Origin of the sequence: Ramlibacter henchirensis (genome assembly GCF_004682015.1) — a bacterium.
GTDB classification, from domain to species: Bacteria; Pseudomonadota; Gammaproteobacteria; order Burkholderiales; family Burkholderiaceae_C; genus Ramlibacter; species Ramlibacter henchirensis.
On the sequence record NZ_SMLM01000002.1, the window covers coordinates 499,298 to 521,145 of the forward strand.

The following is a 21,848-nucleotide window of genomic DNA, read 5'->3' on the forward strand; positions in this document are numbered from 1 at the left end:
GGTGGGTAGGCAAGGGGTGGAATCAGCGCCGCAGCGCACGCCAGGCGCCGTAGAGGCAGGTGACGGCCAGGATGCAGGCGAGCAGCAGCACCAGCAACGCCGCGGCCTGCGTCGGCGAGCCGGCCTGCAGCACGCCGAACACCTGCATCGACACGGTGGGCCGGGTGGACGAGAGCAGCATCAGCGGCACGTCCAGGGTGCCCGCGATGATCACGGAGCTCACGATCCAGCCCGCCACGAGGCTGGGCGCGATCAGCCGCAGCACCACGTCGCCCAGCACGCGCAGCGGCGAGGCGCCGGAGACGGTGGCCGCCTCTTCGAGTTCGCGCCCGATCTGCGCCAGCCCGCCGCGAACCGCCCGGCTCGCGATCGGCATCACGGCGACCACCAGCCCGATCAGCGCCAGCCACGCCGTGCCATACAGCGCGCGCAGGCCCGGCACCGAGATGTAGGCCCACAGCAGCGCCACCGCGAGCGCGACGCCCGGCATCACGATCGGCAGCAGCGTCGCCAGGTCGAGCAGGCGTTCCATCCAGGGCCGCGAGTGCCGCCCGACGTGCGCCAGCAATGCCGCGAGAAGCACGGCCGCGAGCCCGCCGGTGATGGCGAGCACGGCCGTCAGCCGGAAGGCGGCCACCGTCTGCGAATCACGGAGCACCGCCGTGTAGTTCCCCGATGTGAAGCGCCAGACACCGATCGCCGGCTGGAACGAGGTGATCACCAACTGCACGACCGGCAGCAGCAGCGCAGCGATCGTGAACACGGCGATGAGCGCCGTGCCCGCATGGCCCCACGCGCCCAGCTGCCAGTTGTCGCCGCGGAAGGCCTTGCCGGTTACGGTGACGAAACGCCCCGGCTTCACCACGCTCCACTGCACCAGGAGCATGAGGGCGAGCGCCGCCATCACGAACAGGCTGAGCGCGCTTGCGCGGCCGTAATCCGCCGGCACGTCGTAGCTGATCGACTTGAAGATCTCGGTGGAGAGGAAGGAGATGTTGGCCAGTCCGCCGAGGATCTGCGGGATGTCGAACGTCCCCATGCCGAACACGATGCCGACGATCAGCACGCCGAAGATCGCCGGCGTCATAGACGGAATGGTGACGAGCACGATGGTCCTGAAGCGCCCCGCGCCGGAGATGAGCGATGCCTCCTCGTAGCTGCGGTTCATGCGCTGGAAGGGCCCGAGCAGCATGAGGTAGCAGAACCCGGTGAGCTTGAGCGACTGCACCGCGACCAGCCCGGTCCACGAGTACGCGTTGAATGGCGTCACGGACGAATTCGTGGCGGCGCGCACCGCCTGGTTCAGCAGCCCCGCGCCGGGATCGGCCAGCAGCGACCAACTGATCGCGTAGAACAGGTTCGGGGCGGCGAACACGAGCACCATCACCGGCGTCACGAGCCAGCCCAGGCGCACGCTGGTGCGGGTCGCCAGCAGCGCCAGCACGAGCGCGAGCAGCGTCGCGAGCAGCGTGGTCGACACCGCGTAGATGAGGGAGTTCTTCAGCGCCGCGTACGTTTCCGGGTTGCTGTAGACCCGCGTGAGCGTCTGCAGCGACCAGGCCGCCGTGCTGCCCGGGGCCGCGTCCCTGAAGATGCCGAGCACCTGCATCAGCACCGGCCAGACGAAGAAGAAGCCGACGCCCGCGACCAGCAGGGCCGCGCCGGCGTGCGCGGGAATCCGCGCCATGCCGCCGCCCGGATGGTTCGCGGCGAGCGCCGTCACACCGCCTCCGGAAGGACCACGGCCTGCTCCGGTCGCAGCCACAACGACAGCGAGGTTTCGCCCTCGAGTCGCGCACCCGGCACTTTCGCCACCAGCCGCGCGCCATGCGCCGCGAGCGTCAGCTCCGTCTGGTCGCCGAGGAACATGCGCTCGGTCACGGTGGCATCGATGCGGTTCGCCGTGTCCAGCGGCGATTGCTGCAGGCTCGAGCTGCGGAAAGCCACGACCGCCCCCCGGCCGGGCTGCACCCGCGCGCTCGCGACCGTCCTCGCACGCAACGCCGTGGGCCAGCCCGGCGGCTGCACCAGCGCCGTGTCGTTGTCCACCTGCGTGACGGCGCCGGGCACGAAATTGTCGAAGCCGACGAACTCGGCCACCCAGGCGGTCGCCGGAGATTCGAAGATCTCGCGGGGCGTGCCCAGTTGCTGCAGGCGGCCGGCGCGCATCACCGCGATGCGGTCCGACAGCGTCGCGGCCTCCAGCTGGTCGTGGGTGACGTAGACGCAGGTCGTCCGCACCTCGCGATGGATCCGTCGAAGTTCACGGCGCATGTAGGTGCGCAGCCCCGCGTCGAGGTTGGACAGCGGCTCGTCCAGCAACAGCACGTGCGGCCGGCTCGCAAGGGCGCGCGCCAGCGCGACGCGCTGCTGCTGCCCGCCGGAAAGGTCGGACACCGCCCTGTCTCCGAAACCCTCCATGCCCACCAGCGCGAGCGCGGACCGCACCTGCGCCGGGATGTCGTCCTTGCTGCCGCGCACCTTCAGCGGATAGGCCACGTTTGCGGACACTCTCATGTGGGGCCACAGCGCATAGCTCTGGAACACCATGCCCAGGCCGCGCTTGTCGGCCGGCACCGACCAGCGGTCGCTGCCGTCCGCCACCAGCTGGCCGCCGATGGCGATGCGGCCCGCCGACGGTTGCTCCAGTCCCGCGATGCATCGCAGCGTGGTCGTCTTGCCGCAGCCGCTGGGGCCCAGCAGCGCGATGAATTCACCGTCGCCGACCCGCAGGTCGAGCGTGTCGACGGCGGGCGCGCCCGCGCCGTAGCGGCAGGTCATGCGTTCGATGACGATCTCGCTCAAGAGGTCGTACTCCAGCGATAGCGGTCCGGCAGGCTGCTCATCGCGTACGACGCGAGCCGGGTGTCCAGCCTGGAAGGCGCGCGCCCATCGCGCATCGCTTCATCCCGCCGCGCCACCGCATTTCGGATCGCATGCGCGGCGATGTAGCGGATCGGCTCCGGCGGGTACCAGCCGCTGCGCGCGCGCAGGAAGAGCCGGCCCAGCTGCGACCACGCGTCGTCGCGTCCCAGCAGCTGCGAAGCGAGCACGTGGCCGGCCAGCGCGGTCGCGCCCATGCCGTGGCCGCTGTAGCCGATGGCGTAGTGGATGCGCGGATCGCCGGGCATCGTGTCGAACCAGGGCAGCCCGGTGGACGAGCGGTCAATGGGGCCCGACCATGACGCCGCGACCGGCACGTCGCGCAGCTCGGGATACAGGTAGCGGAAGTCCTGCTCGACCTCGGCGGTCATCCGGGGGCTGAAATCGAACTCGGGTCCGATGCGGTTGGCCCAGGCGATGCTGCCGCCGCCGCGGCCCATGTAGACGCGGCCATTCGCGCTGACGCCGCCGTAGTTGAGCATCATGCGCGAGTTGACGCCGCCGGGACGGCGCCGCAGGCCGCGCTGCGCCAGCAGCTCGGGGATCGGGTCGGTGACCACCATCTCGCTGGACGTCACCGCGATGAAGGGCTTGAGCTGAGGCAGGTGCGACATCCAGGCATTCGCCGCGAGCAGCACCTTCCCGGCGCGCACGCGGCCCCTTTCGCTGCACACGGACACGCCGGCGGGCTCGCTCGCGATGCGCGTCACCGGCGAGGCTTCGTACACGCGAATGCCACGTTCGATCGCCAGCTTCCGCAGGCCCCGCGCGAGCTTGGCCGGCTGCACGCGCAGCGCGTTGTCCTCCGCCACGCCGGAGAAGTAAGGTGCCTCGCCGAACAGCTCCTTGAGTTCGGCCCTGGAGAGCACACGGTGCGGCGGCGTCACGCCGGCCGCTTCCGCAGCCTTGAACATCGGCAGCCACGCACCTTGCTGGTTCGCAAACGTGGTGCTCCACACGGACGTTTCGCTGCGCAGGTCGCAGTCGATCGCGTTGGCGGCGATGAAGGCGCGCACGTCGTCGAGGACATCGACGCTGGCCTTCAGGAGGTGCACGCCGTCCTGCTTGCCCAGCAGGCGCAGCAGCACCGGAAGCCGCCCCCACCAATGGCCGGTGGCGCCGCTGTTGCGGCCGCTCGCGCCCTGGCCGCAGAGGCCCGCTTCGACGATCGCGATGTCGAGCGCAGGCGATTGCTCCTTCAGCCGCAAGGCGGTCCACAGCGCGGTGAAGCCGCCGCCGACCATGCAGACGTCGGCCCGCGTGTCGCCTTCGAGCACCGCGGGCGTGAAGCCGGGCTCGGCCGCCATCGCTTCCTCGAGCCACACCGAAGACGCAGCGGCCCGGCGCGGGTCCTTGCGCCAGGGCTGCATGCGAAGCTCGAGCGCCACGGCCGCGTCCCGGTCAGCAGCAGTGCACGAACCGCGGCCGGTACCGGCCCTCGCCCGCGCGGTCGACCGCCGCCACGTGCGGCGCCGCAAAGTGCGTCGGGAACAACAGGCTGCGCTGCTCCGCGCAATGCTCCAGCACCTTGCGCCGGCTCACGCGCGCCAGCACGGGGTCGCCGCAGAAGCGCGTGCTCCAGTCGGGCTCGCACACCTGGATCGGATGGTGGATGGTGTCGCCGCAGAACACGGCGCCGCCGCCCTCCTCCAGCAGCTTGAGCACCACGTGGCCGGGCGTGTGGCCCGGCGTCGGCTCCACCCGCAGCGCGCCGGTGATCTCGTGCAGGCCTTCGAGCAGCTGCGCCTGCCCCGCCTGGATGACGGGCAGCACGCTGTCGTCGTACATGCAGGCGCGGCCGGGGTTCTCCTGGCGGCGGTTGCCGACCTCCGGGTCCCACGCTTCGTTCTCGATGCGCGAGAAGAGGTAGCGCGCATTCGGGAAGGTGGGCACCCAGCGGCCGTTCTCCAGCCGCGTGTTCCATCCCACGTGGTCGGCGTGCAGGTGCGTGCACAGCACGATGTCGATGTCCTGCGGCTTCGCGCCGGCCGCTTCGAGCCGCTCCAGGAACGGCACATTCAGCTGGTGGAAGCGCGGCAACCACGGCCGCTCCTTGTGGTTGCCGGCGCAGGTGTCCAGCAGGATCGTGAGGTCGTCCGTGCGGATCAGCCAGGAGTGGTTGCTCGTGATCAGCCTGTCGTGCACGGGGTCGTAGTGCGTCGGCACCAGCCAGTCGAAGTGCGGCTCGAAACGCGCGCGGTCGAGGTCGGGCAGGAAGTGGCCGGCGACCGAATCGTTCGGGCCCACCTGCTCCTCGACGCGCGTGATGGTGGCGGCGCCCACGCGCCAGGTCTGGGTGGTGATGGACACGTCAGGTGTTCAGGTTCTGGCGCACCGGCCGGCGCCACGGGATCACGGCGCGTTCGATGCGCGCCAGCAGGAGCTGCGAGAGATAGCCGAGCAGCGCCACCAGGATCAGCGCGACGTACATGTCGCGCACCTCGAAGATCTGCCACGAGTGCCAGATCACGTAGCCCAGCCCCTTCTCGGTGCCGAAGTTCTCCGCGATCACCACCACGATCAGCGACATGCCCAGCCCGAGCTGGAAACCGGTGAAGATGAAGGGCAGCGCGGCTGGCAGCGCGATGGTGCGATAGGCCTGCCAGCGCCGCGCGCGGAAATCGGCCGCGACGTCGAGGTACACGCGCTCGATGTTCACCACGCCGGCCAGCGTGGCCATGAGCACCTGGAAGAACACCGCCACGCCCACGATCACCCACTTGGAGCTCTCGCCCAGGCCGAACATCAGCATGATCAGCGGGAACAGCGCCACCTTCGGGATCGGGTAGATCGCCGCGATCGCCGGCTGCAGCAGCTGGCGCAGCACGGGCGAAAGGCCCATCGCGATGCCGAGCAGCACGCCGGGGATCGCGCCCAGCACGAAGCCGATCAGCATGCGGCTGATGGTGTAGCCGGTGTGGATCCACAGCTCCTTGTGCATCGCCTGCGTCAGCAGGTCCTGGATCACGACCGAGGGCATCGGGAAGAAGCGCGCATCGAGCAGCTTCACCCGCACCAGGATCTCCCACAGCACCAGCATCAGCACCGGGGAGGCCACGGCCAGGAACCAGCCCTGGCGCGTGAGCTTCTTCCACGCGGGCTCGCCGGCGGTGTCGTCCGGCAGCACGCGCACTTCGTCAGCGGTCGCTATCCTCATCTGCCCACCACCTCTTCGCGCAGCATCAGCCAGATCTCGCGGCTCAGGCGCGCATAGTCCGGGTCACCCCGCAGGTCCATCGCCGCGCGCGGACGCGGGAAGTTCACCCGCAGGTCGGCCTTGATGCGGCCGGGCCGCGCGCTCATGACGAGCACCCGGTCGCTCAGGACCAGCGCCTCGTCGATCGAGTGCGTGATGAAGAGGACGGTCTTGCGCGTCTCGCCCCAGATGCGCAGCAGCTCCTCCTGCAACAGGATCTTGTTCTGCTCGTCCAGCGCCGCGAACGGCTCGTCCATCAGCAGCACCTCGGGGTCGTTGGCGAACGCGCGGGCCACGCTGGCACGCTGCTTCATGCCGCCCGAGAGCTGGTAGGGGTACGCATCGGCGAAGCGCTCGAGGCCGGTGAGCGCGAGGAACTTGTCGACGACGGGATCGATCTGCGCGCGCGGCACGTCGCGCAGCATCAGGCCGTAGCCGACGTTGGCGCGCACCGTCATCCAGGGGAAGATCGACGTCTCCTGGAACACCATGGTGCTGAGCGGCTTGCCCGCATCGCGGTGGCGGATCGACACGCTGCCCTGCGAAGGCGTTTCCAGTCCCGCGACGATGCGCAGCAGCGTCGTCTTGCCGCAGCCGGACGGGCCGACGATCGTCACGAATTCGCCTTCGGCGACGTCGATGCTGCAGCCCTCCAGCGCACTCACCGTCGCGGCGCCGGCCTGGAACTGCTTGGCCAGGCCGCGGACCGCGATCTTGGTCCCGGCGCTCACCGCGCCGCCCCCGCCGTCGCGGGGATTGGCCTTGTCGAGCGGGTCAACGCGAAGCATCGAGCTGTTTCTTGGCGCGCTCCGCGTAGGACTGGTCCACGATGTCGGAGAGCTTGACCTCCTCCTTCATGCGGCCGTTCGCGTGCCACCACTTGACGTCTTCGGCCATGCCGGCGGTGTTGAGCTTGCCGTCGGGATGGATCCCGGGGAACTTCATGGTCTTGTACAGCTCGGGGTTCTTCACCGTGGTGTGCTTGGTGAGGATCTGCACGAGCTCGTCCTTCGAAGCCTTGCCGGCGAGCGCCGCGTTGTAGAAGCGGGCCGCCTTGAGGTAGGCGACCATGAACTTGTCGGCCACCGCCTGCCGCTTGATGATGCCCGGGCCGTACATCAGCGCGCCGTACTGCTGGTTGGGGTACACGGTGTCGGCCCGCTTCCAGATCGTGGCGATGCCCTGCGCTTCCACCTGCGTCACGAGCGGCTCGATCAGCACGCCGACGTCGATCTTCTTGGTGCCCAGCGCGGCCGCGATGTCCCCGAACGTCATGTTCGTCATCTTCAGGTCCGACTCCTTCAGGCCGCCGCTCGCCAGCAGCTTCCCGATGGTGACTTCGCTGCTGGCGCCCACCTTGTAGCCGGTGACGGCGAGCGAACGGTCCTTCAGGTCGGCCGGCGTCTTGATCTGGTCGGCGAGGTCCTTGCGCACCACGAAGGCGAAGTAGCCGTGGCCCGGCAGCGTGCTGCCCTTGTCCGCGACGATCTTGAACTGCAGCCCCTGCCGCACCGCGTTGTAGACGCCCGCGCCGGGCGAGCCGCCCGAGGCGTCGAGGTCCCCGGTGGACAAGAGCGTGGTGAGCGCCGCGCCGGAGTCGATCTTGACCATCTCGACGTCGAGGCCCTGCTCCTTGAAGAAGCCTTTTTCCAGCGCGATGTACAGCGGCGCGTCGGAAACGGACGAGTACGCGCCGACCTTGACCTTGTCCTGCGCCCACGCGGGCGCGGCGGCCGCGAGGCCCGCGATGGCCGCGGCGGCCACCCCGCGCAGCAGCGCGGGCAAGCAGTTCGTATTCATGGGGAAACCTCCTGGGTTGCCGTTCCGATGTTATCTGGCGCTATGTCGATTTACAACAGATAATCGATTTTCCTCGGAGAAACCCCGATGCCGATCGAAGCTGTTCCCTTCCCCAACGCCTGGCTCGCCGCGCAGATGCGCTCGGACCGTGACCGATGGGTGTTCCAGCTGAGCGCCGCCGAGCTGCGCGAGATCGCGGGCGCGCTCGGGCGCGTGCGATCGCGCGGCCTGCAGATCCCGTTCGGCCCGCAGGACTTCCCGCTCGATTCGCTCCCGAAGCGGCTGGGGGCGATGCGTGACGAGATCGAGCAAGGCGCGGGCGTGGCCCTGATCCGCGGCCTGGAGGTGGACCGCTACGGCCTCGACGGCACCCGCCTCGTCTATTGGGGCCTGGGCGCGCACCTGGGCACCGCGCTGGCGCAGAACCCGAAGGGCGCGCTGCTGGTGGACGTGCGCGACGAAGGCGGCGACCCGTACAAGAACCCCACGCAGCGCGGCTATCACACCTCGCAGTACCTGCCGTTCCACAACGACCAGGGCGACGTCGTCGGCCTGCTGTGCTACCGCAGGTCGAAGGAAGGGGGCCTCAGCTGCGTGTGCAGCTCGGGCGCGATCCACAACGAGATCCTGGCCACGCGCCCCGAGCTGCTGGAGCTGCTGTACGGCGACTGGTATGCCGACATCCGCGGCGAGCAGCCGCCGGGCCGCAAGCCCTACTACGTCGAGCCGCGCTATGCCGTGCACAACGGCCGCTTCTATGCGCAGCATGGCCCGACCTACATCAAGTCGGCGCAGCGATTCGAGGAGGTGCCTCGCCTCACGCCGCAGCAGCTCGAGGCGCTGGAGCTTGTCACGCAGCTCGCGGCCGACGACCGCTTCCGGCTCGACATGGACTTCGAACCGGGGGATGTGCAGTTCCTCAACAACCACCTGGTGCTGCACTCGCGCACGGGGTTCGTGGATTTCGACGAGCCGCACCGCAAGCGCCACCTGCTGCGCCTGTGGCTCGACACGCCCTGGTATGCCGACATCCCGCCGTTCTTGCGGCCGCGGCACGAGGACATGGAGTATTGGCGCGCGAACCCGGTCAACCCGGATTGATCCAGCGGGCCGCGAACCCGTCGCGCGAACGGTCGATCGCGGCCACGTGGGGCGCGCCGAAATGCGTCGGCAGCAACAGCGCACCCGTGTCGGCGCAATGCTCCAGCACCCGCCGGCGCGTCTTGCGCGACTGGTCGGGGTCCTCGCAGAAGCACATCACCCAGTCCGGCGCATAGATCTGGATCGGGTGGTGGATCACGTCGCCGCAGAACACGCCGCCGCCGGACGGATGCAGCAGCTTGAGCAGGATGTGCCCCGGCGTGTGGCCGGGCGCATCCTCGATCAGCAACTGGTCGCCGATCGAATGCGGGCCCGACACCAGCTCGGCCAGGCCCGCCTCGATCACCGGCAGCACGCTGTCCTGGTAGGCGATGCGACGGTGCGGGTCGTCGGCGCCCTCGGGGTTCTTCGCCGGGTCCCAGTGGTCGCATTCCCTGCGTGAGAGCACATAGCGCGCGTTCGGGAACGTCGGCACCCAGCGGCCGTCCTTCAGCATCGTGTTCCAGCCGATGTGGTCGGCATGCAGGTGCGTGCACATCACGAAGTCGATGTCCTCCGGCGCCACGCCGGCTTCGGCCAGACGCTCGAGGTACGGCGTCTCCAGCATGTGGAAGCGCGGCCAGAAGTGGCGGTCCTTGTGGTTGCCCGAGCAGGCGTCCACCAGGATCGTGTGGTGCTTCGTGCGCACCAGCCAGGAATGCACGCTGGTGATGAGCGCGTCGCTCTCCGGAACGTAGTGGTTCGGCGCCAGCCACGACAGGTTGCTCTGGACGACGGTCGGGTCGAAGCCCTTGAAGTACTGGTCCGGCGGGTAGCTGCCGGCGCCCAGCTGCTCCTCGATGCGGGTGACGGTCGAGTCGCCGATCTGCCAGGTCAGGTTCATGGGGGGCACCGGTGGTTCAGTCGGCGGCGCGCTGGAACCAGTGCAGCACGCGCCTTTCCATGCGCAGCATGCCCAGGTTGAGGACGTAGCCGACGATGGCGAGCAGCAGGATGGCGGCGTACATCTCGCCGGCGCGCATGGCGAACTGCATCGTCATCAGGTAGTAGCCGATGCCCTCGGAGCCGGCGATCATCTCGGCGATCACCGTCACGATCAGCGCCAGCGCGAGGCTGGTGCGCAGGCCGACCAGGATGAAGGGCATGCTCGCGGGCAGCACCACGCGCACCAGCGTGCGCGAGGGCGGCACCTGGAACGTGCGGGCGACGTCCAGCGCGGTCCTCTCCACCGAACGCACGCCGGCGATCGTGTTCACGAGCACCGGGAAGAAGGTGGCGAACGCCACGATGAACACCTTCATCGAGGTGTCGATGCCCAGCAGCAGGATGAGCGGCGGCACGATGGCGGGGATCGGGATCGGCCGCACCAGTTCCACCAGCATGTCCAGCGCGGCATTCACCCAGCGCAAGCGGCCCATGAGCAGCCCCACGACGATGCCGAGCAGCCCTCCGGCCACGAAGCCGGCGGCCATGCGCCCCAGGCTCGAGAGGAACACCATCGGCAGCTCGCCCGACGTGAACGCCTCCTTGCCGGCCACCAGGATCTGCGACACCGGCGGCCAGTTCGGGCTGGCCACCCAGGTGCGAGCGGAAAGCTCCCACAGCACGAGCAGCGCCGCCACCAGACCGAAGCCCCAGATGCGGTAGTCGCGGTCACGCTTCATGGACCACCTCGCCGCCCACGGCCGTGGCGAGCACGCGCGCGTCCTGCAGCGCGTCGGGCTGGCAGGCGACCGGGTCCACCGACAGCACCGTCCAGTCGGCCAGCAGTCCGGGGCGCAGCACGCCGCGCTCGTGCTCGGAGAAGGCCACGTACGCCGCATCGCGCGTGTACATCGCCAGCGCCTCCTCGCCGTTCACCGCCTGCAGGCGGCCGACCGGCTCGTCGGTGCCGGCGATGCGGCGCGTGCGCGCCTGCCACAGGCCCAGCAGCGGCGAGTACGGCGTCACCGGCGAATCGGAACCGCCGCCCACGACCACGCCGCCGTCCAGCCAGCTGCGCACCGGCGTCGCCGTGGCCATCATCGCCGTGCCGAAGCGCTGCACCAGCAGCGGCCCGAACGTGTACTGCATCGAGCACTGCGTGGCCACCGTGATGCCCATCTTGCGCGCCTGGCGGATGTTGCGTTCCTCGGGCCACAGGTAGGCGTGGATCAGGCTGAAGCGCAGCGGCTTGAGCGGGATCTCGCGGTCGATCTCCTCGAACACGTCCAGGGCGATGTCGATCGCCTTGCCGCCCACGGTGTGGACGCCCAGCGACCAGCCGTTCTGCGCGCAGGTCTTCGCGATCGCGCGGAAGCTCTCGGTGGGCGTCACCTGGATGCCGCAATTGCAGCGCTCGTCCGGATACGGCTCGCGCATCAGCGAGGTGCCGAGCGATGCGCCGCCGTCCAGGAACAGCTTCACCGCGCCGAGCTTCATGCGCGCATCGCCGAAGCCGGTGCGCACGCCGAACTGCCGGATCCGCGCGACGTTCTCCTCCACCGGCAGGCTGGAGTCGGCCAGCGGCATCAGCACCGAGCGCATGGTGAGCTCGCCGCGCGCCCACAGGTTCTGGTAGATCCCGAACATCTCGGGCGTGAGGCCCGGGTCCACGATGCCGGTGAGCCCCGCGGCGTGGTAGACCTTCTGGATGTCCCGCAGCGCGCCTTCCTGGTCTTCCAGGCTCGGCGGCAGCACCAGCCGCGCCACCGGCTCGAACGCGGGCGGCTCCATCAGCACGCCGTTGGGCACGCCCTGCGCGTCGCGCTCGATCTTGCCGCCTTCGGGATTGGGCGTTTCCGCGCCGATGCCCGCGAGCTTCAGCGCCAGCGTGTTCGCCACCGCGGCATGGCCCACGCGCGGCAGGTAGATCGGCCGGTCGGCGCAGGCTGCGTCGAGCTCCTGGCGCGTCGGGTAGCGCTTTTCCTTGAGGTTCACCACGTGCCAGCCGGAGCCGCTGGTGATCCACGCCACCTGCGGGTTCCTGGCGGCATACGCGCGTATCGCGTCCTGGATGTCGGCGATCGACCGCGCGGCCGCGAGGTCGACCACGCGCGACTGGATGCCGGTCCACTGCATGTGGTTGTGCGTGTCGATCAGGCCCGGCACCACGGTGCCGCTGCCGTAGCGGATCACCTCGTGACCCGCGCCTGCGGCCGCACGCGCTTCCTCCACGCCGCCCACCGCGAGGATGCGGCCTTCGCGCACCGCCATCGCCCGCGCGCGCGGACGCGCCGGGTCCATGGTCACGATGTCGCCTTCGACGACGAGCGCCTTGCCGTTCACTGCCACTGCGATCGCCTCCTCAGCTGACCGGGCTGGTCGCGGTGCGGTACAGCACGGACTTCGCGTCGAACGGGCCATCGAGCAGCGCGTTCTTGCGCATCACGCCGACCACTTTCTCGACGGCGGCCGCGTCCACGGTCTTCTCGAACGGCGGGAGCTTGAGCCCCTTGACCTTCTCGGGCTCCATCTTCGTGTAGCCCGCGACGATGCGCACCCATTCGTCGCTGCTCTTGTTGGCGTTCGCCCAGTCCACGCCCTTGTTGTAGGCGCGCACGAACTTCTCGATCACCGCCGGGTTCTGCTCGATGAACGCCTTGGTGGAGGCGTACTGCGCCAGCGGCGCGGGTCCCGGCACCGCGTCGGTCGGCCAGCCGACCACCTCCATGCTGCCGCTGGCCACGGCGGCGGACAGGAACGGGTCCATGACGAAGGCGACCTCGGCACGGTTGCCGCGCACCGCGTCCACCATCTGGGGGAACGGCACTTCGACGTACGAGACCTTGTCGGGATCGCCGCCGGTGCGCCTGACCCATTCGCGCGCGTACAGCCAGCCGATGTTGTTGCGCGTGTTCACCGCCAGGCGCTTGCCCTCCAGCTCCTTGCCGGACTTCGGACCGCCCTTGTTGGCGATGATGCCGCCGATGTCGGGCGGCGGGCCGCCCATGGCGCTGCCCGCGGCGATCACCTGGAAGCCCAGGCCCTGCTTGGCGCCCAGCACGATCGAGACGATGTTGCTGAAGGCGATCTGCACCTGCCCGGCCGCGAGCGCCGGCAACCCGGCCGCGCCGCCGGCGGTGGGCGTCGTGTCGATCTCCAGGCCTTCGGCCGTGAAGAAGCCCTTGGCGATCGCCACCTGCAGCGGCGCCGTGTCGATGATCGGGATGGTGCTGAGGCGCAGCTTCGTGGGCTGCTGCTGCCCCAGCGCGACGGGCGCGACACCGGCGGCGAGCACGGCGCCGGAGAGCTTCAGGAGAGCGCGGCGATTCCGGGATGCAGCCATGTTCAACTCACCGGGTTGGTGGCCGTGCGGTACAGCAGGCCCTTGGTGTCCACGGGCGAGTCGAGCATCCCGTTCTTGCGCATCAGGCCCTGCACGGCGTCGACGCCGGCGGCATCGACCACCTTGTCGTACGGCGGCACGGTCAGGCCCTTGACCTTCTCCGGCGGCAGCTTGGTGTAGTTGGCGACGATCTGGATCCACTCGTCGCTGCTCTTGTTCGCGTTGGTCCAGTCCACGCCCTTCATGTAGCCGCGCACGAAGCGCTCGATGATCTGCGGGTTCTGGTCGATGTAGGTCTTGGTCGCCGCGTACATGCCGACGGGCACCTTCTTCATCACCACGTTGTACGGCCAGCCCACCACCTGCATGTTCTCGGCGTTCTGGGCGTTCGAGAGGAACGGCTCCACCACGAACGCGGCCTCGACCCGGTCGCCGCGCACCGCATCCGTCATCTGCGGGAACGGCACTTCCATGTAGTTCACCTTGTCCGGGTCGCCGCCGGTGGCGCGCACCCATTCGCGGGCGAACAGCCAGATCACGTTGTTGCGGGTGTTCACCGCGATGCGCTTGCCTTCGAAGTCCTTGCCGGTCTTGAACGGCGCGCCCTTCTTCGCGATCAGGCCGGCCAGGTCCGGCGTGGTGTCGCCGGTGCCGGCGCCCATCGCGATCACCTGGAAACCGAGGCCCTGCTTGGCGCCCAGCACGATCGAGATGATGTTGCTGAACGTGATCTGCACCTGGCCCGCGGCCAGCGCCGGCAGGCCGGCGGCGCCGCCGGCCGTGGGCGTGGTGTCGATCTCCAGGCCCTGCTCCGCGAAGAAGCCCTTGGCGATGCTGACCTGCAGCGGCGCGGTGTCGACGATCGGGATGGTGCTCAGGCGCAGCTTGGTGGTCTGCGCGAACACGGGCGCGGCGACGCCGAGGGCCGTGGCGCCCGCCAGCAGGTTGAAGTCGCGGCGGCGAAGGGTTCTGGGCAGCATTTCCTGGTTTCCTTTCTCGTTTCAGTCGGCTCTGGAATAAGACCAGTGGATCAAGCGCCGCTCCAGCCGGACGAAGAGCGCGTTGAGGAGCAAGCCGAGCACGGCCAGGATCACGATCCAGGCGTACATGTCGGCGCTGCGGAAGGACCGCTGCATGTCGATGACGAGGAAGCCGATGCCGCCGGTGCCCGCCATCATCTCGGCGACGATCACCAGCACCAGGCCCAGGCCCAGGCTCACGCGCATGCCCGCCAGGATCAGCGGCAGCGCCGACGGCAGGATGATCTTGCGCAGCGCGGCGGTGGGCTTGTGGCCGAAGGTGCGGCCCACGTCGAGCAGCACGGGATCGGTGCCGCGCACGCCTTGCACCGTGTTGATCAGCACCGGGAAGAACACGCCCAGCGAGATCACCGTCATCTTCATCGCGTCGCCCAGCCCGAGGAACAGCATCAGCGGCGGCAGCAGCGCCGGCTTGGGCAGCGGGCGCAGGAACTCCACGATCGGCTCGAGCAGCCCGTCGACGAACCTGTAGCGGCCCATCAGCAGGCCCACGCCGACCGCCAGCGCGCAGCCGATCGCGTACGACACGAACAGCAGGTACATCGTCTTGCCGAGCGGCTCCAGGAACGCGCCGCCGGTCACGATGTCCATCAGCTTCTGCACCACCACGGTGGGCGGCGGCACGATGGCCGCATTCACCTTGCCCGCGCGCACGGCCCCCTCCAGCGCGAGCAGCAGCACGACGATGGTGGTCAGGCCGAGCAGCGCGTCCGAGCCGCGGAAGGCGTGTGTCTTCATGGCTCGCGGCGCAGCAGCTGCTCCAGCAGGTGGTGGCGCAGCTCGATGAAGCGCGGCAGCTCGCGGGTGGCGATGTTGTCGCGCGGCCGCGGCAGCTGCGTCTCGACCACCTCGGCGATGTGCGCAGGCCGTCGCGACAGCACCGCCACGCGATCAGCCAGGAACACGGCCTCGTCGACGTCGTGCGTCACCAGCACGGCGGTGAAGCCCTGCTGCTGCCACAGGTCGAGGATCAGCGCATGCAGGTCCAGGCGCGTGAGCGCATCGACCGAGCTGAAAGGCTCGTCCATCAGCAGCACGCGCGGCTTGGCCGCGAGCGCGCGCGCGATGGTCACGCGCTGCTGCATGCCGCCGGAAAGCTGGAACGGGAATTTGCGATCGAAACCGGACAGGCCGACCATCTCCAGGTACCGGCGGCTTTCCCCGCGCGCCTTTTCCCGGGTCATGCCGGGCTGGTGCTCGATGGCGAAGGCCACGTTGTCCTGCACCGTGCGCCACGGGAACAGCGACTTCCCGTACTGCTGGAACAGGTAGACGATGCCGGCCGGCGGCGCCACGACCTCGCGGCCCTCGAAGCTCACCTTGCCTTCGGTGGGCGCCGCCAGGCCCGCGGCGATCTGCAGCAGCGTCGACTTGCCGCAGCCCGAGGGGCCGATGATCCCGAGGAACTCGCCCTGCCGGACGTCGAGGTCGACGCCGCCGATGGCCAGCGTGCTGCTGTCGCCCGTGCCGAACGCCTTGCGGATGCCGGCCAGGCGCAGGTAGGGCGACGTCGCTGCCGCGGGCTTCGCCGCCTTCACGGCGACCGCTTCGGTGGTGTCGAACTGCATCTCAGCCGAGGTAGGCGACACAGTCGATCTCGACGAGGACGCCGGTGCGGTGCGGCGTGCCGCCGATGCAGGTGCGCGTGACCTTCTCGCCGGCCATGAAGTCGCGGAACGCTTCGTTGAAGGCCGGGAAGTCGGTGGTGTTGCGCAGGCAGACGCGCATGTTCACCACCTGGGCCATCGTGGCGCCGCCGGATTCCAGGATGTTCTTCAGGTTGGACAGCGTCTGGCGCGTCTGCGCGGCGATGTCGTCGCTGACGACTTCGCGCGTGGCCGGATCCAGCGGCCCCTGGCCGGACACGTAGAGGAAATCGCCGGCGCGGATGGCCTGGGCCAGCGGCGACGGCTTGCTCTTGTCGGTGAAGCCGGTCACCGGCGCCTTGTCGCTTTGAACGAGGATCTTGGGCATCGCAGTTAAATCGATTTTCATCGACTGGATCGATTGGAGCTGCGAATTTAGACGCGCCGGGACCCCCTGTCAACGCTGGCAAACGCCTTGCCGGATCGCAGGCCGCCATGCGGCAGCACGCCCCGGCTCAGCGGGGCGTGGTCGAGGTCGGGGAGTTCGGATCAGGCCGCCTGCTTGAGCGGCTGGTCCTTCTTGAGCAGCGCCTTGCGGATGTTGGCGCCGGTGCGCTCGATGTGCTCGCGCATGATGCCGCAGGCCAGTTCGGCGTCGCGCTCCAGCGCGGCATTGCAGATGTCGGTGTGCTCGCGCCGCACGGTCTTGTCGAACGGCCGGGCCGCCAGGAACAGACGGCGGTAGCGGTCGTTCAGGTCGTGCAGCATCGAGCTGAACGACAGCAGCAGCGGCATGCGGCAGGCCGAGATGAGGCGATAGTGCAGATCGCGGTGCGCGGCCTCCCAGGCGCTCCGGTCGGCGGTGTCCTCGACCTTCTCGAGCTTGTTGAGCCGGTACAGGCTGGCGACCACCTCGCCTTCCCACCTGTCGTCGCCGTTCTGGATGGCCTCGCGCAGCGCGAAGGTCTCGACCATCGCGCGCAGCTTGGTCACCTCTTCCAGGTTCTCCTCGGAGATCGGCGCCACGCGGTAACCGCGCTGATCTTCCATCACCACGAAGCCTTCGGCCGACAGCCGCGACAGCGCCTCGCGCAGCGGGCTCAGGCTCACGCCGAACATCACGCGCAGCTCGTCCAGCCGCAGCTTGGAGCCGGGCGCGAACTCGCCGTTGGAGATGGCCGCCCGCAGCGTCGTCGCGATGGTGGTGGAAAGGGTCTGACCGCTTTGCTCGGATGCTTGGGAGAGGTCCATCGTATCGATCTGTAGCTAGGATCGATTATACGGAGGAACTTCGTTTTTCACGATGGCGCGACGGATGTTGCTGCCCGTTCGCTCTATGTGTTCGTGCAGGATGCGACACGCGCGGTCGGCGTCGCGCTCCAGGGCCGCATCGCAGATGTCGGCATGCTCGCGGCGCACGGCGTCGTCCAGGGGGCGGGCCTTGAGGAACAGCCGCCGGTAACGGTCGCTCAGGTCGTGCAGCGTGGCGCTGAATTGCAGGAGCAGCGGCATGCGGCAGGCCGAGATCAGGCGATCGTGCAGTTGCCGGTGCGCCACCTCCCACGCATCCTGCTCGGACCGCGCGGCCACGCGCTCCAGCTTGTTCAGCCGGTGCAGGCTGGCCACCACCGAGCCCTCCCAGGAGTCGTCGCCCTGCTCGATCGAGCGGCGCAGCGCGAAGGGCTCCAGCATGCCGCGCAACCTGGTGACTTCCAGCAGGTTCTGCTCCGACACCGGCGCGACGCGGTAGCCGCGCTGGTCCTCCACCTGCACGAAGCCCTCGGCCGCCAGCCGCGCGAGCGCCTCGCGCAGCGGACTTAGGCTCACGCCGAAAGTGGCGCGCAGATCTTCCAGCCGCAGCTTGCAGCCGGGCGCGAATTCCCCGTTCGAGATCGCGGCACGCAGGGTGGTGGCGATCGTGCTCGACAGCGTCTGGCCGCCCTGTTCCGCCGCCTGCGACAGATCCACCGCCGGCCGCCCTTTCCCTACTTCACCGAGCCGGCCAGGCCGAGCTTGCGGATCACGCCGCCCCACTTCTCGTAGTCGGTGCGGATGATCGCGTCGAATTCCTCGGGCGTGGTCGTGCGCGGCACGGCGGCATCGTTGCTGATGCGCTGGCGCACTTCCGGCGAGTTGACGGCCGCCGTAACGGCCTCGTGCAGCTTCTGCCGCACGGCCGGCGGGAGGCCCGCGGGCGCCATGATGCCGCCCCAGGCGCTCACCGTCGCATCCGGGATGCCGCGTTCGGCGAAAGTGGGCACGTCGGGCAGCGCCGGCAACCGCTGCGAGCTGGAAACGGCCAGGATGCGCAGCGCGCCGGACTTCATGTGCGGCGCGTATGCCAGCAACCCGTCGCACGCCGCGTTCACGCGATTGGGCAACAGGTCCTGCAGCACCTGCGCGGTGCCCTTGTAGCCGACGTGCTGCATGCTGATGCCGGTGCGGTCCTTCACCAGTTCGCACAGCAGGTGCTGCGCCCCGCCCTCGCCGGAGGTGCCGAAGTTCACCTTGTCGGGATTCGCCTTCACGTACGCGATGAATTCCTCCAGCGTCTTGACCGGCAGGCTGGCGTTGACCACGAGTCCCATCGGCAGCTCGCTCACCAGCGAGATGGTCTGGAAGTCGCTGCGCTGGTAAGGCATCTTCGCCACCAGGTGCGGCGAGATCGCGAACGCGTTGGCGCCCGCGTAGAACAGCGTGTAGCCGTCGGCCTTCGACTTGGAAACGTAGTCGGCGCCGAGCAGCGTGCCGCCGCCGGGCCGGTTCTCCACGACGACGGCCTGGCCCAGCGTCTGGCCCATGCGCTCGGCGACCATGCGCGCGACGACGTCGAACTGGCCGCCCGCGGTGTAGGGCACCACCAGCTTGAGCGGCCGCTCCGGCCAGGCCGGTCCCGTCGAAGCGGTCTGCGCGGGCGCGGAGCCGGCGGCCAGGCACAGCGCGGCCACGGCCGCGGAAAAGTAGCGTCGGATCACGGGGTTCTCCTGGTCAGGCGTGTTGCGTGGCCGGCTGCGGCAGCGGGTGCTTCAGCCAGTAATCCATGTCCTCGAAGCGCGGCTTGAAGTAGTCCGGCAGCTCGGGGTACCCCGGCGTGCGCAGCCACAGGCGCAGCAGCAGGCGCTTGCGCTCGGGCTCGGCATGGTCGACGAAGTCGGTGCGCGAGTGCAGCACGACGCGGTTGTTCAGGAACTGGATGTCGCCGGGGCGGAAATCCATGTCCAGCCGGTACCTCTCGCTTTCGCAGAGCGTGTCGACGAGCTTCATCGCCTCGAGCTGCTGGGGCGTCAGGCGCGGCACTTCGGGGAAGCGCTGGGCGCTGTCGACGTAGGTGCGGCCATGCTGGGTGAAGAGCCTGCCGCGGAACCGGGCGAAGCGCGGCTCGACGTAATACGGCGGGCGGCCCGGCGGCTGCTCGCCGCGGATGTCGGAATACCACTGGCCGTACAGCACCTCCAGCAGGTCGGGCCGGGTGCGGAGGATCTCGTTGTGCACGGCGGCCGCGCTGGAGATGCAGCTGGCGCCGCCGGATTTCGACGCGCGCACGCACAGCAGGCCGACGACGTCGCCCTGGTCGTTGTGGAAGGGCAGGAACCGGGCCGTGTGGAAGCCGCGAGCGGTCGGGTCCTTGTGCTGGTCGCCCCCGCGGTCCTCCACGCGCACCAGCAGGTCGCCGCGAGGCGTCTGCGCCAGCGCACTGCCGAGGTGCGTCCCGATGCCCCAGTAGGCCTGCTCGATCGCGGGCAGGTCCCAGTCTTCCACCGGCACGCCACGGATCACGACGACGCCGCTGCCGTCCTCGAGCTCCTCCCGGATGCGGACCAGCTTCTCGCCGAGCCGCGGCAGCGAAAAGTCTTCCTTGCCGAAATCGAACCCGGCGCGGCGGCTCCTCACCAGGTCGACGGCGCCGCGCAGCTCGGCGCGCTCAGCCTCATCGAGCGGCTGCACCCAGCGGGTGTCGCGCCGCATCTCGTCGGCGGTCCACACGGCTCGGCCGCTTACTTCCTCGATGGCCATGGACATCTCTCCTCAATCGGTTTATCTTGTGCAATCGACTTAGAGTTCCATAATCGATTATCCGGCCGCCCTTGTCAACGGAAGCTCGGCTCGTATAATCGATTTTCCAATTTATTTCGATTCGCCATGGGAATCCGAGACACCGACCGCACGCTGCCCTCCAACCGCATGGTCTTCGAGCTGCGCCGCGACCCCGCGGCGTACGCGGAATTCAAGCGCGACCTGGAAGCCAGCATGGCCCGCTACGGGCTGACCGACGAAGAAAAGCGCGCCTGGCGCGAGGTGGACCTTTCCACGCTCGCTCGCCTGGGCGTGCATCCCTATTTCCTGCCGCAGGTTTCGCGGCTGTTCAAGGGCGGCGGCTACAACCACAACGACAGCGAAGCGGCGCGCCTGTACGCCGAGAAGATGCACATCGCGGGCGGCGCCCGCTGAGCGCCAGCAAGGAAGACAGATGGCAAGACTGATCGCAAGCGTGGGCATCGCCCACGCCCCCGGCGTCACCGGCTGGATCGACAAGGCGCCCCGGCACGAGCAGGACGCCGTGCTAGCGGGCTACGCCGAATTCCACCGCCGCATGAAGGAGCTGAAGCCCGACGTGGTGATCGGCGTGGCGAACGACCACCTGCTGAACTTCCCGATGGAGAACATCCCGGACTTCTGCGTCGGCATCGGCGACGACTGGGAGGGCCCGGCCCCCTGGTTCCGCGACTGGCTGAACGTGCCCGACTACAAGGTCAGCGGCCACCGCGCGCTCGGCCGCGCCCTGGTGCGCGAGTCGGCCCGGGCGGGCATCAACCACGCGTTCGCCGAGCAGCTGCTGTTCGACGACAACTGGTCGGTTCCGCTGAAGTTCCTGTTCCCCGAGTACGGCGTGAAGTTCGTGCCGATCCACATGAACTGCATCGTGCCGCCGATGCCCGCCGCCGAACGCTGCCTCGAAGTCGGCCGCCAGATCGCCCGCATCGTCAGGGACTTCCCCGGCGACGAGCGCGTGGTGCTGATGGCCACCGGCGGCCTGTCGCACGACCCGGGCGGCCCCGACTACTTCACCGTGCACGAAGACTTCGACCGCTGGTTCATGGGCCTGATGGAAAGCGGCGACCTCGACCGCGTGCGGCGCGAAGTCACGTTCGACAAGCTGCTCACCGGCGGCGACGGCGGCGCGGCCGAACTGCTCGCCTGGCTGGTCGCGATGGGCGCGGCCGCCGAGCATGGCCAACCGCGGGGCGAGAACGTGTTCTACGTGCCTTCGGTACCGATGCGCTGCGGCATGGGCGGGTCCTACTGGAGCCTGTCGTGACCCTCGCGGACCGCAACCTTCCCGTGGCGCCCGCCGCGCGCCTGGAGCCCAAGCGCTGCGCCCTGATGGTCGTCGACATGCAGAACGATTTCTGCGCGCCCGGCGGCTACATCGACAAGACGATGGGCAAGGATGTGAGCGCCGCCGCCGTGATCGTCCCCACCATCAACGAGCTGGTCGCGCAGGCGCGCAAGGCCCGCGTGCCCGTGGTCTGGCTGCGCGCCGACTATTCGCACGACCGCATCCCCGACTCCATGGCGGTGAAGCTCGCCGCGCGCGGGATCCAGGCCGAGTGCTGCAAGCCCGGGACCTGGGGCTTCGAGTGGTACGGCGTCGAGCCGGCCGCCGGCGAGCCGGTCGTCACCAAGCACAGCTATTCCGGCTTCATCGGCACCGACATGCAGGACGTGCTCGGCGCCCTGAAGCGCCAGACCATCGTCTTCACCGGCGTGCAGACGCAGGTGTGCGTCGAGTCGACGCTGCGCGATGCGCACGCCTTCGGCCACTACTGCGTGGCCGTGCAGGACGCCGTCGGCTCGCACACGCCGGCGCTGCACGAAGCCACCCTGAACAACGTGCGTTTCCTGTTCGGCGACGTGTGCCCCGCGAGCGACGTGCTCGCCGCCTGGCGCACCGAGCCCTGATCCCCAACAAACAA

Annotated in this window: 23 protein-coding genes; 4 read left to right on the top strand and 19 right to left on the bottom strand. The window is 69.1% G+C overall.

Features of this window, described 5'->3' with window-relative positions; all coding sequences use genetic code 11:
• Positions 1-22 precede the first annotated feature (22 nt).
• From EZ313_RS15125 to EZ313_RS15155, 7 genes are read right to left on the bottom strand one after another with little or no spacing between them, the layout of a single operon-like run.
• A complete protein-coding gene (locus tag EZ313_RS15125; protein WP_135264116.1) occupies positions 23-1,723 on the bottom strand; it encodes an ABC transporter permease in 1,701 nt (566 codons plus the stop codon).
• The gene (locus EZ313_RS15130; protein WP_135264117.1) at positions 1,720-2,805 is read right to left on the bottom strand and encodes an ABC transporter ATP-binding protein; all 1,086 of its coding nucleotides are present in this window, start codon (positions 2,803-2,805) and stop codon (positions 1,720-1,722) included. The genes EZ313_RS15125 and EZ313_RS15130 overlap by 4 nt, the downstream gene beginning before the upstream one ends.
• Complete coding sequence (locus tag EZ313_RS15135) at positions 2,802-4,271, bottom strand: NAD(P)/FAD-dependent oxidoreductase (protein WP_135264118.1); 1,470 nt, start codon at positions 4,269-4,271, stop codon at positions 2,802-2,804. Before EZ313_RS15135 ends, EZ313_RS15130 begins: the two co-directional genes overlap by 4 nt.
• Positions 4,272-4,284: 13 nt before the next feature.
• Complete coding sequence (locus tag EZ313_RS15140) at positions 4,285-5,193, bottom strand: MBL fold metallo-hydrolase (protein ID WP_205960404.1); 909 nt, start codon at positions 5,191-5,193, stop codon at positions 4,285-4,287.
• Position 5,194: 1 nt separating this feature from the next.
• Entirely contained in the window at positions 5,195-6,040 is an 846-nt protein-coding gene (locus tag EZ313_RS15145; RefSeq protein WP_135264119.1) for an ABC transporter permease, read from the bottom strand.
• On the bottom strand, positions 6,037-6,867 hold the full coding sequence (locus tag EZ313_RS15150; RefSeq protein ID WP_135264120.1) for an ABC transporter ATP-binding protein: 831 nt from the start codon (positions 6,865-6,867) through the stop codon (positions 6,037-6,039). The genes EZ313_RS15145 and EZ313_RS15150 overlap by 4 nt, the downstream gene beginning before the upstream one ends.
• Complete coding sequence (locus tag EZ313_RS15155) at positions 6,854-7,879, bottom strand: ABC transporter substrate-binding protein (RefSeq protein WP_135264121.1); 1,026 nt, start codon at positions 7,877-7,879, stop codon at positions 6,854-6,856. Before EZ313_RS15155 ends, EZ313_RS15150 begins: the two co-directional genes overlap by 14 nt.
• An 87-nt stretch (positions 7,880-7,966) precedes the next feature.
• Here EZ313_RS15155 and EZ313_RS15160 point away from each other — a divergent pair, with 87 nt between their 5' ends.
• Positions 7,967-8,980, top strand: coding sequence for a TauD/TfdA family dioxygenase (locus EZ313_RS15160; RefSeq protein WP_135264122.1), 1,014 nt, complete (start codon positions 7,967-7,969; stop codon positions 8,978-8,980).
• On the opposite strand, the gene EZ313_RS15165 is transcribed toward EZ313_RS15160, so the two are convergent.
• The 12 genes from EZ313_RS15165 to EZ313_RS15220 all read right to left on the bottom strand — a co-directional run bounded on the left by EZ313_RS15165 (position 8,967) and on the right by EZ313_RS15220 (position 19,887).
• On the bottom strand, positions 8,967-9,863 hold the full coding sequence (locus EZ313_RS15165) for an MBL fold metallo-hydrolase (RefSeq protein ID WP_135264123.1): 897 nt from the start codon (positions 9,861-9,863) through the stop codon (positions 8,967-8,969). The genes EZ313_RS15160 and EZ313_RS15165 overlap by 14 nt on opposite strands.
• A 16-nt stretch (positions 9,864-9,879) precedes the next feature.
• Complete coding sequence (locus EZ313_RS15170) at positions 9,880-10,644, bottom strand: ABC transporter permease (RefSeq protein ID WP_135264124.1); 765 nt, start codon at positions 10,642-10,644, stop codon at positions 9,880-9,882.
• Positions 10,634-12,253, bottom strand: coding sequence for an amidohydrolase (locus EZ313_RS15175; RefSeq protein ID WP_167772595.1), 1,620 nt, complete (start codon positions 12,251-12,253; stop codon positions 10,634-10,636). Before EZ313_RS15175 ends, EZ313_RS15170 begins: the two co-directional genes overlap by 11 nt.
• 13 nt (positions 12,254-12,266) lie before the next feature.
• The gene (locus EZ313_RS15180) at positions 12,267-13,247 is read right to left on the bottom strand and encodes an ABC transporter substrate-binding protein (RefSeq protein ID WP_135264126.1); all 981 of its coding nucleotides are present in this window, start codon (positions 13,245-13,247) and stop codon (positions 12,267-12,269) included.
• A gap of 2 nt (positions 13,248-13,249) precedes the next feature.
• Entirely contained in the window at positions 13,250-14,227 is a 978-nt protein-coding gene (locus tag EZ313_RS15185; protein ID WP_135264127.1) for an ABC transporter substrate-binding protein, read from the bottom strand.
• A gap of 21 nt (positions 14,228-14,248) precedes the next feature.
• Positions 14,249-15,025, bottom strand: coding sequence for an ABC transporter permease (locus EZ313_RS15190; RefSeq protein ID WP_135264128.1), 777 nt, complete (start codon positions 15,023-15,025; stop codon positions 14,249-14,251).
• The gene (locus EZ313_RS15195) at positions 15,022-15,855 is read right to left on the bottom strand and encodes an ABC transporter ATP-binding protein (protein ID WP_135264129.1); all 834 of its coding nucleotides are present in this window, start codon (positions 15,853-15,855) and stop codon (positions 15,022-15,024) included. Before EZ313_RS15195 ends, EZ313_RS15190 begins: the two co-directional genes overlap by 4 nt.
• A 1-nt stretch (position 15,856) precedes the next feature.
• Positions 15,857-16,282, bottom strand: coding sequence for a RidA family protein (locus tag EZ313_RS15200; protein ID WP_240788658.1), 426 nt, complete (start codon positions 16,280-16,282; stop codon positions 15,857-15,859).
• Between the two features lie 140 nt (positions 16,283-16,422).
• The gene (locus tag EZ313_RS15205) at positions 16,423-17,124 is read right to left on the bottom strand and encodes a GntR family transcriptional regulator (protein ID WP_135264131.1); all 702 of its coding nucleotides are present in this window, start codon (positions 17,122-17,124) and stop codon (positions 16,423-16,425) included.
• 15 nt (positions 17,125-17,139) lie between these two features.
• On the bottom strand, positions 17,140-17,841 hold the full coding sequence (locus EZ313_RS15210) for a GntR family transcriptional regulator (RefSeq protein ID WP_240788659.1): 702 nt from the start codon (positions 17,839-17,841) through the stop codon (positions 17,140-17,142).
• A gap of 17 nt (positions 17,842-17,858) precedes the next feature.
• Positions 17,859-18,848, bottom strand: a complete 990-nt coding sequence (locus EZ313_RS15215) for a Bug family tripartite tricarboxylate transporter substrate binding protein (RefSeq protein ID WP_135264132.1) — start codon at positions 18,846-18,848, stop codon at positions 17,859-17,861.
• A 13-nt stretch (positions 18,849-18,861) separates the two neighbouring features.
• On the bottom strand, positions 18,862-19,887 hold the full coding sequence (locus tag EZ313_RS15220) for a TauD/TfdA family dioxygenase (protein WP_167772596.1): 1,026 nt from the start codon (positions 19,885-19,887) through the stop codon (positions 18,862-18,864).
• Between the two features lie 126 nt (positions 19,888-20,013).
• On the opposite strand from EZ313_RS15220, the gene EZ313_RS15225 reads away from it, so the two are divergent.
• The 3 genes from EZ313_RS15225 to EZ313_RS15235 are packed head-to-tail and all read left to right on the top strand — an operon-like array spanning position 20,014 to position 21,834.
• Complete coding sequence (locus EZ313_RS15225) at positions 20,014-20,322, top strand: hypothetical protein (protein ID WP_135264134.1); 309 nt, start codon at positions 20,014-20,016, stop codon at positions 20,320-20,322.
• A 19-nt stretch (positions 20,323-20,341) separates the two neighbouring features.
• Positions 20,342-21,190, top strand: a complete 849-nt coding sequence (locus EZ313_RS15230; RefSeq protein ID WP_135264135.1) for a DODA-type extradiol aromatic ring-opening family dioxygenase — start codon at positions 20,342-20,344, stop codon at positions 21,188-21,190.
• Complete coding sequence (locus EZ313_RS15235) at positions 21,187-21,834, top strand: cysteine hydrolase family protein (protein WP_135264136.1); 648 nt, start codon at positions 21,187-21,189, stop codon at positions 21,832-21,834. Before EZ313_RS15230 ends, EZ313_RS15235 begins: the two co-directional genes overlap by 4 nt.
• The last annotated feature ends 14 nt before the right edge of the window (positions 21,835-21,848 follow it).

Excerpts from the sequence above, each read along its gene's own strand:
- EZ313_RS15195 (WP_135264129.1), bottom strand. The coding sequence starts at position 15,855 with ATGCAGTTCGACACCACCGAAGCGGTCGCCGTGAAGGCGGCGAAGCCC.
- EZ313_RS15200 (WP_240788658.1), bottom strand. The coding sequence starts at position 16,282 with ATGAAAATCGATTTAACTGCGATGCCCAAGATCCTCGTTCAAAGCGAC.
- EZ313_RS15145 (WP_135264119.1), bottom strand. The coding sequence starts at position 6,040 with ATGAGGATAGCGACCGCTGACGAAGTGCGCGTGCTGCCGGACGACACC.
- EZ313_RS15220 (WP_167772596.1), bottom strand. The coding sequence starts at position 19,887 with ATGGCCATCGAGGAAGTAAGCGGCCGAGCCGTGTGGACCGCCGACGAG.
- EZ313_RS15160 (WP_135264122.1), top strand. The coding sequence starts at position 7,967 with ATGCCGATCGAAGCTGTTCCCTTCCCCAACGCCTGGCTCGCCGCGCAG.
- EZ313_RS15205 (WP_135264131.1), bottom strand. The coding sequence starts at position 17,124 with ATGGACCTCTCCCAAGCATCCGAGCAAAGCGGTCAGACCCTTTCCACC.
- EZ313_RS15170 (WP_135264124.1), bottom strand. The coding sequence starts at position 10,644 with ATGAAGCGTGACCGCGACTACCGCATCTGGGGCTTCGGTCTGGTGGCG.
- EZ313_RS15155 (WP_135264121.1), bottom strand. The coding sequence starts at position 7,879 with ATGAATACGAACTGCTTGCCCGCGCTGCTGCGCGGGGTGGCCGCCGCG.
- EZ313_RS15180 (WP_135264126.1), bottom strand. The coding sequence starts at position 13,247 with ATGGCTGCATCCCGGAATCGCCGCGCTCTCCTGAAGCTCTCCGGCGCC.
- EZ313_RS15230 (WP_135264135.1), top strand. The coding sequence starts at position 20,342 with ATGGCAAGACTGATCGCAAGCGTGGGCATCGCCCACGCCCCCGGCGTC.
- EZ313_RS15150 (WP_135264120.1), bottom strand. The coding sequence starts at position 6,867 with ATGCTTCGCGTTGACCCGCTCGACAAGGCCAATCCCCGCGACGGCGGG.
- EZ313_RS15225 (WP_135264134.1), top strand. The coding sequence starts at position 20,014 with ATGGGAATCCGAGACACCGACCGCACGCTGCCCTCCAACCGCATGGTC.
- EZ313_RS15190 (WP_135264128.1), bottom strand. The coding sequence starts at position 15,025 with ATGAAGACACACGCCTTCCGCGGCTCGGACGCGCTGCTCGGCCTGACC.
- EZ313_RS15165 (WP_135264123.1), bottom strand. The coding sequence starts at position 9,863 with ATGAACCTGACCTGGCAGATCGGCGACTCGACCGTCACCCGCATCGAG.
- EZ313_RS15185 (WP_135264127.1), bottom strand. The coding sequence starts at position 14,227 with ATGCTGCCCAGAACCCTTCGCCGCCGCGACTTCAACCTGCTGGCGGGC.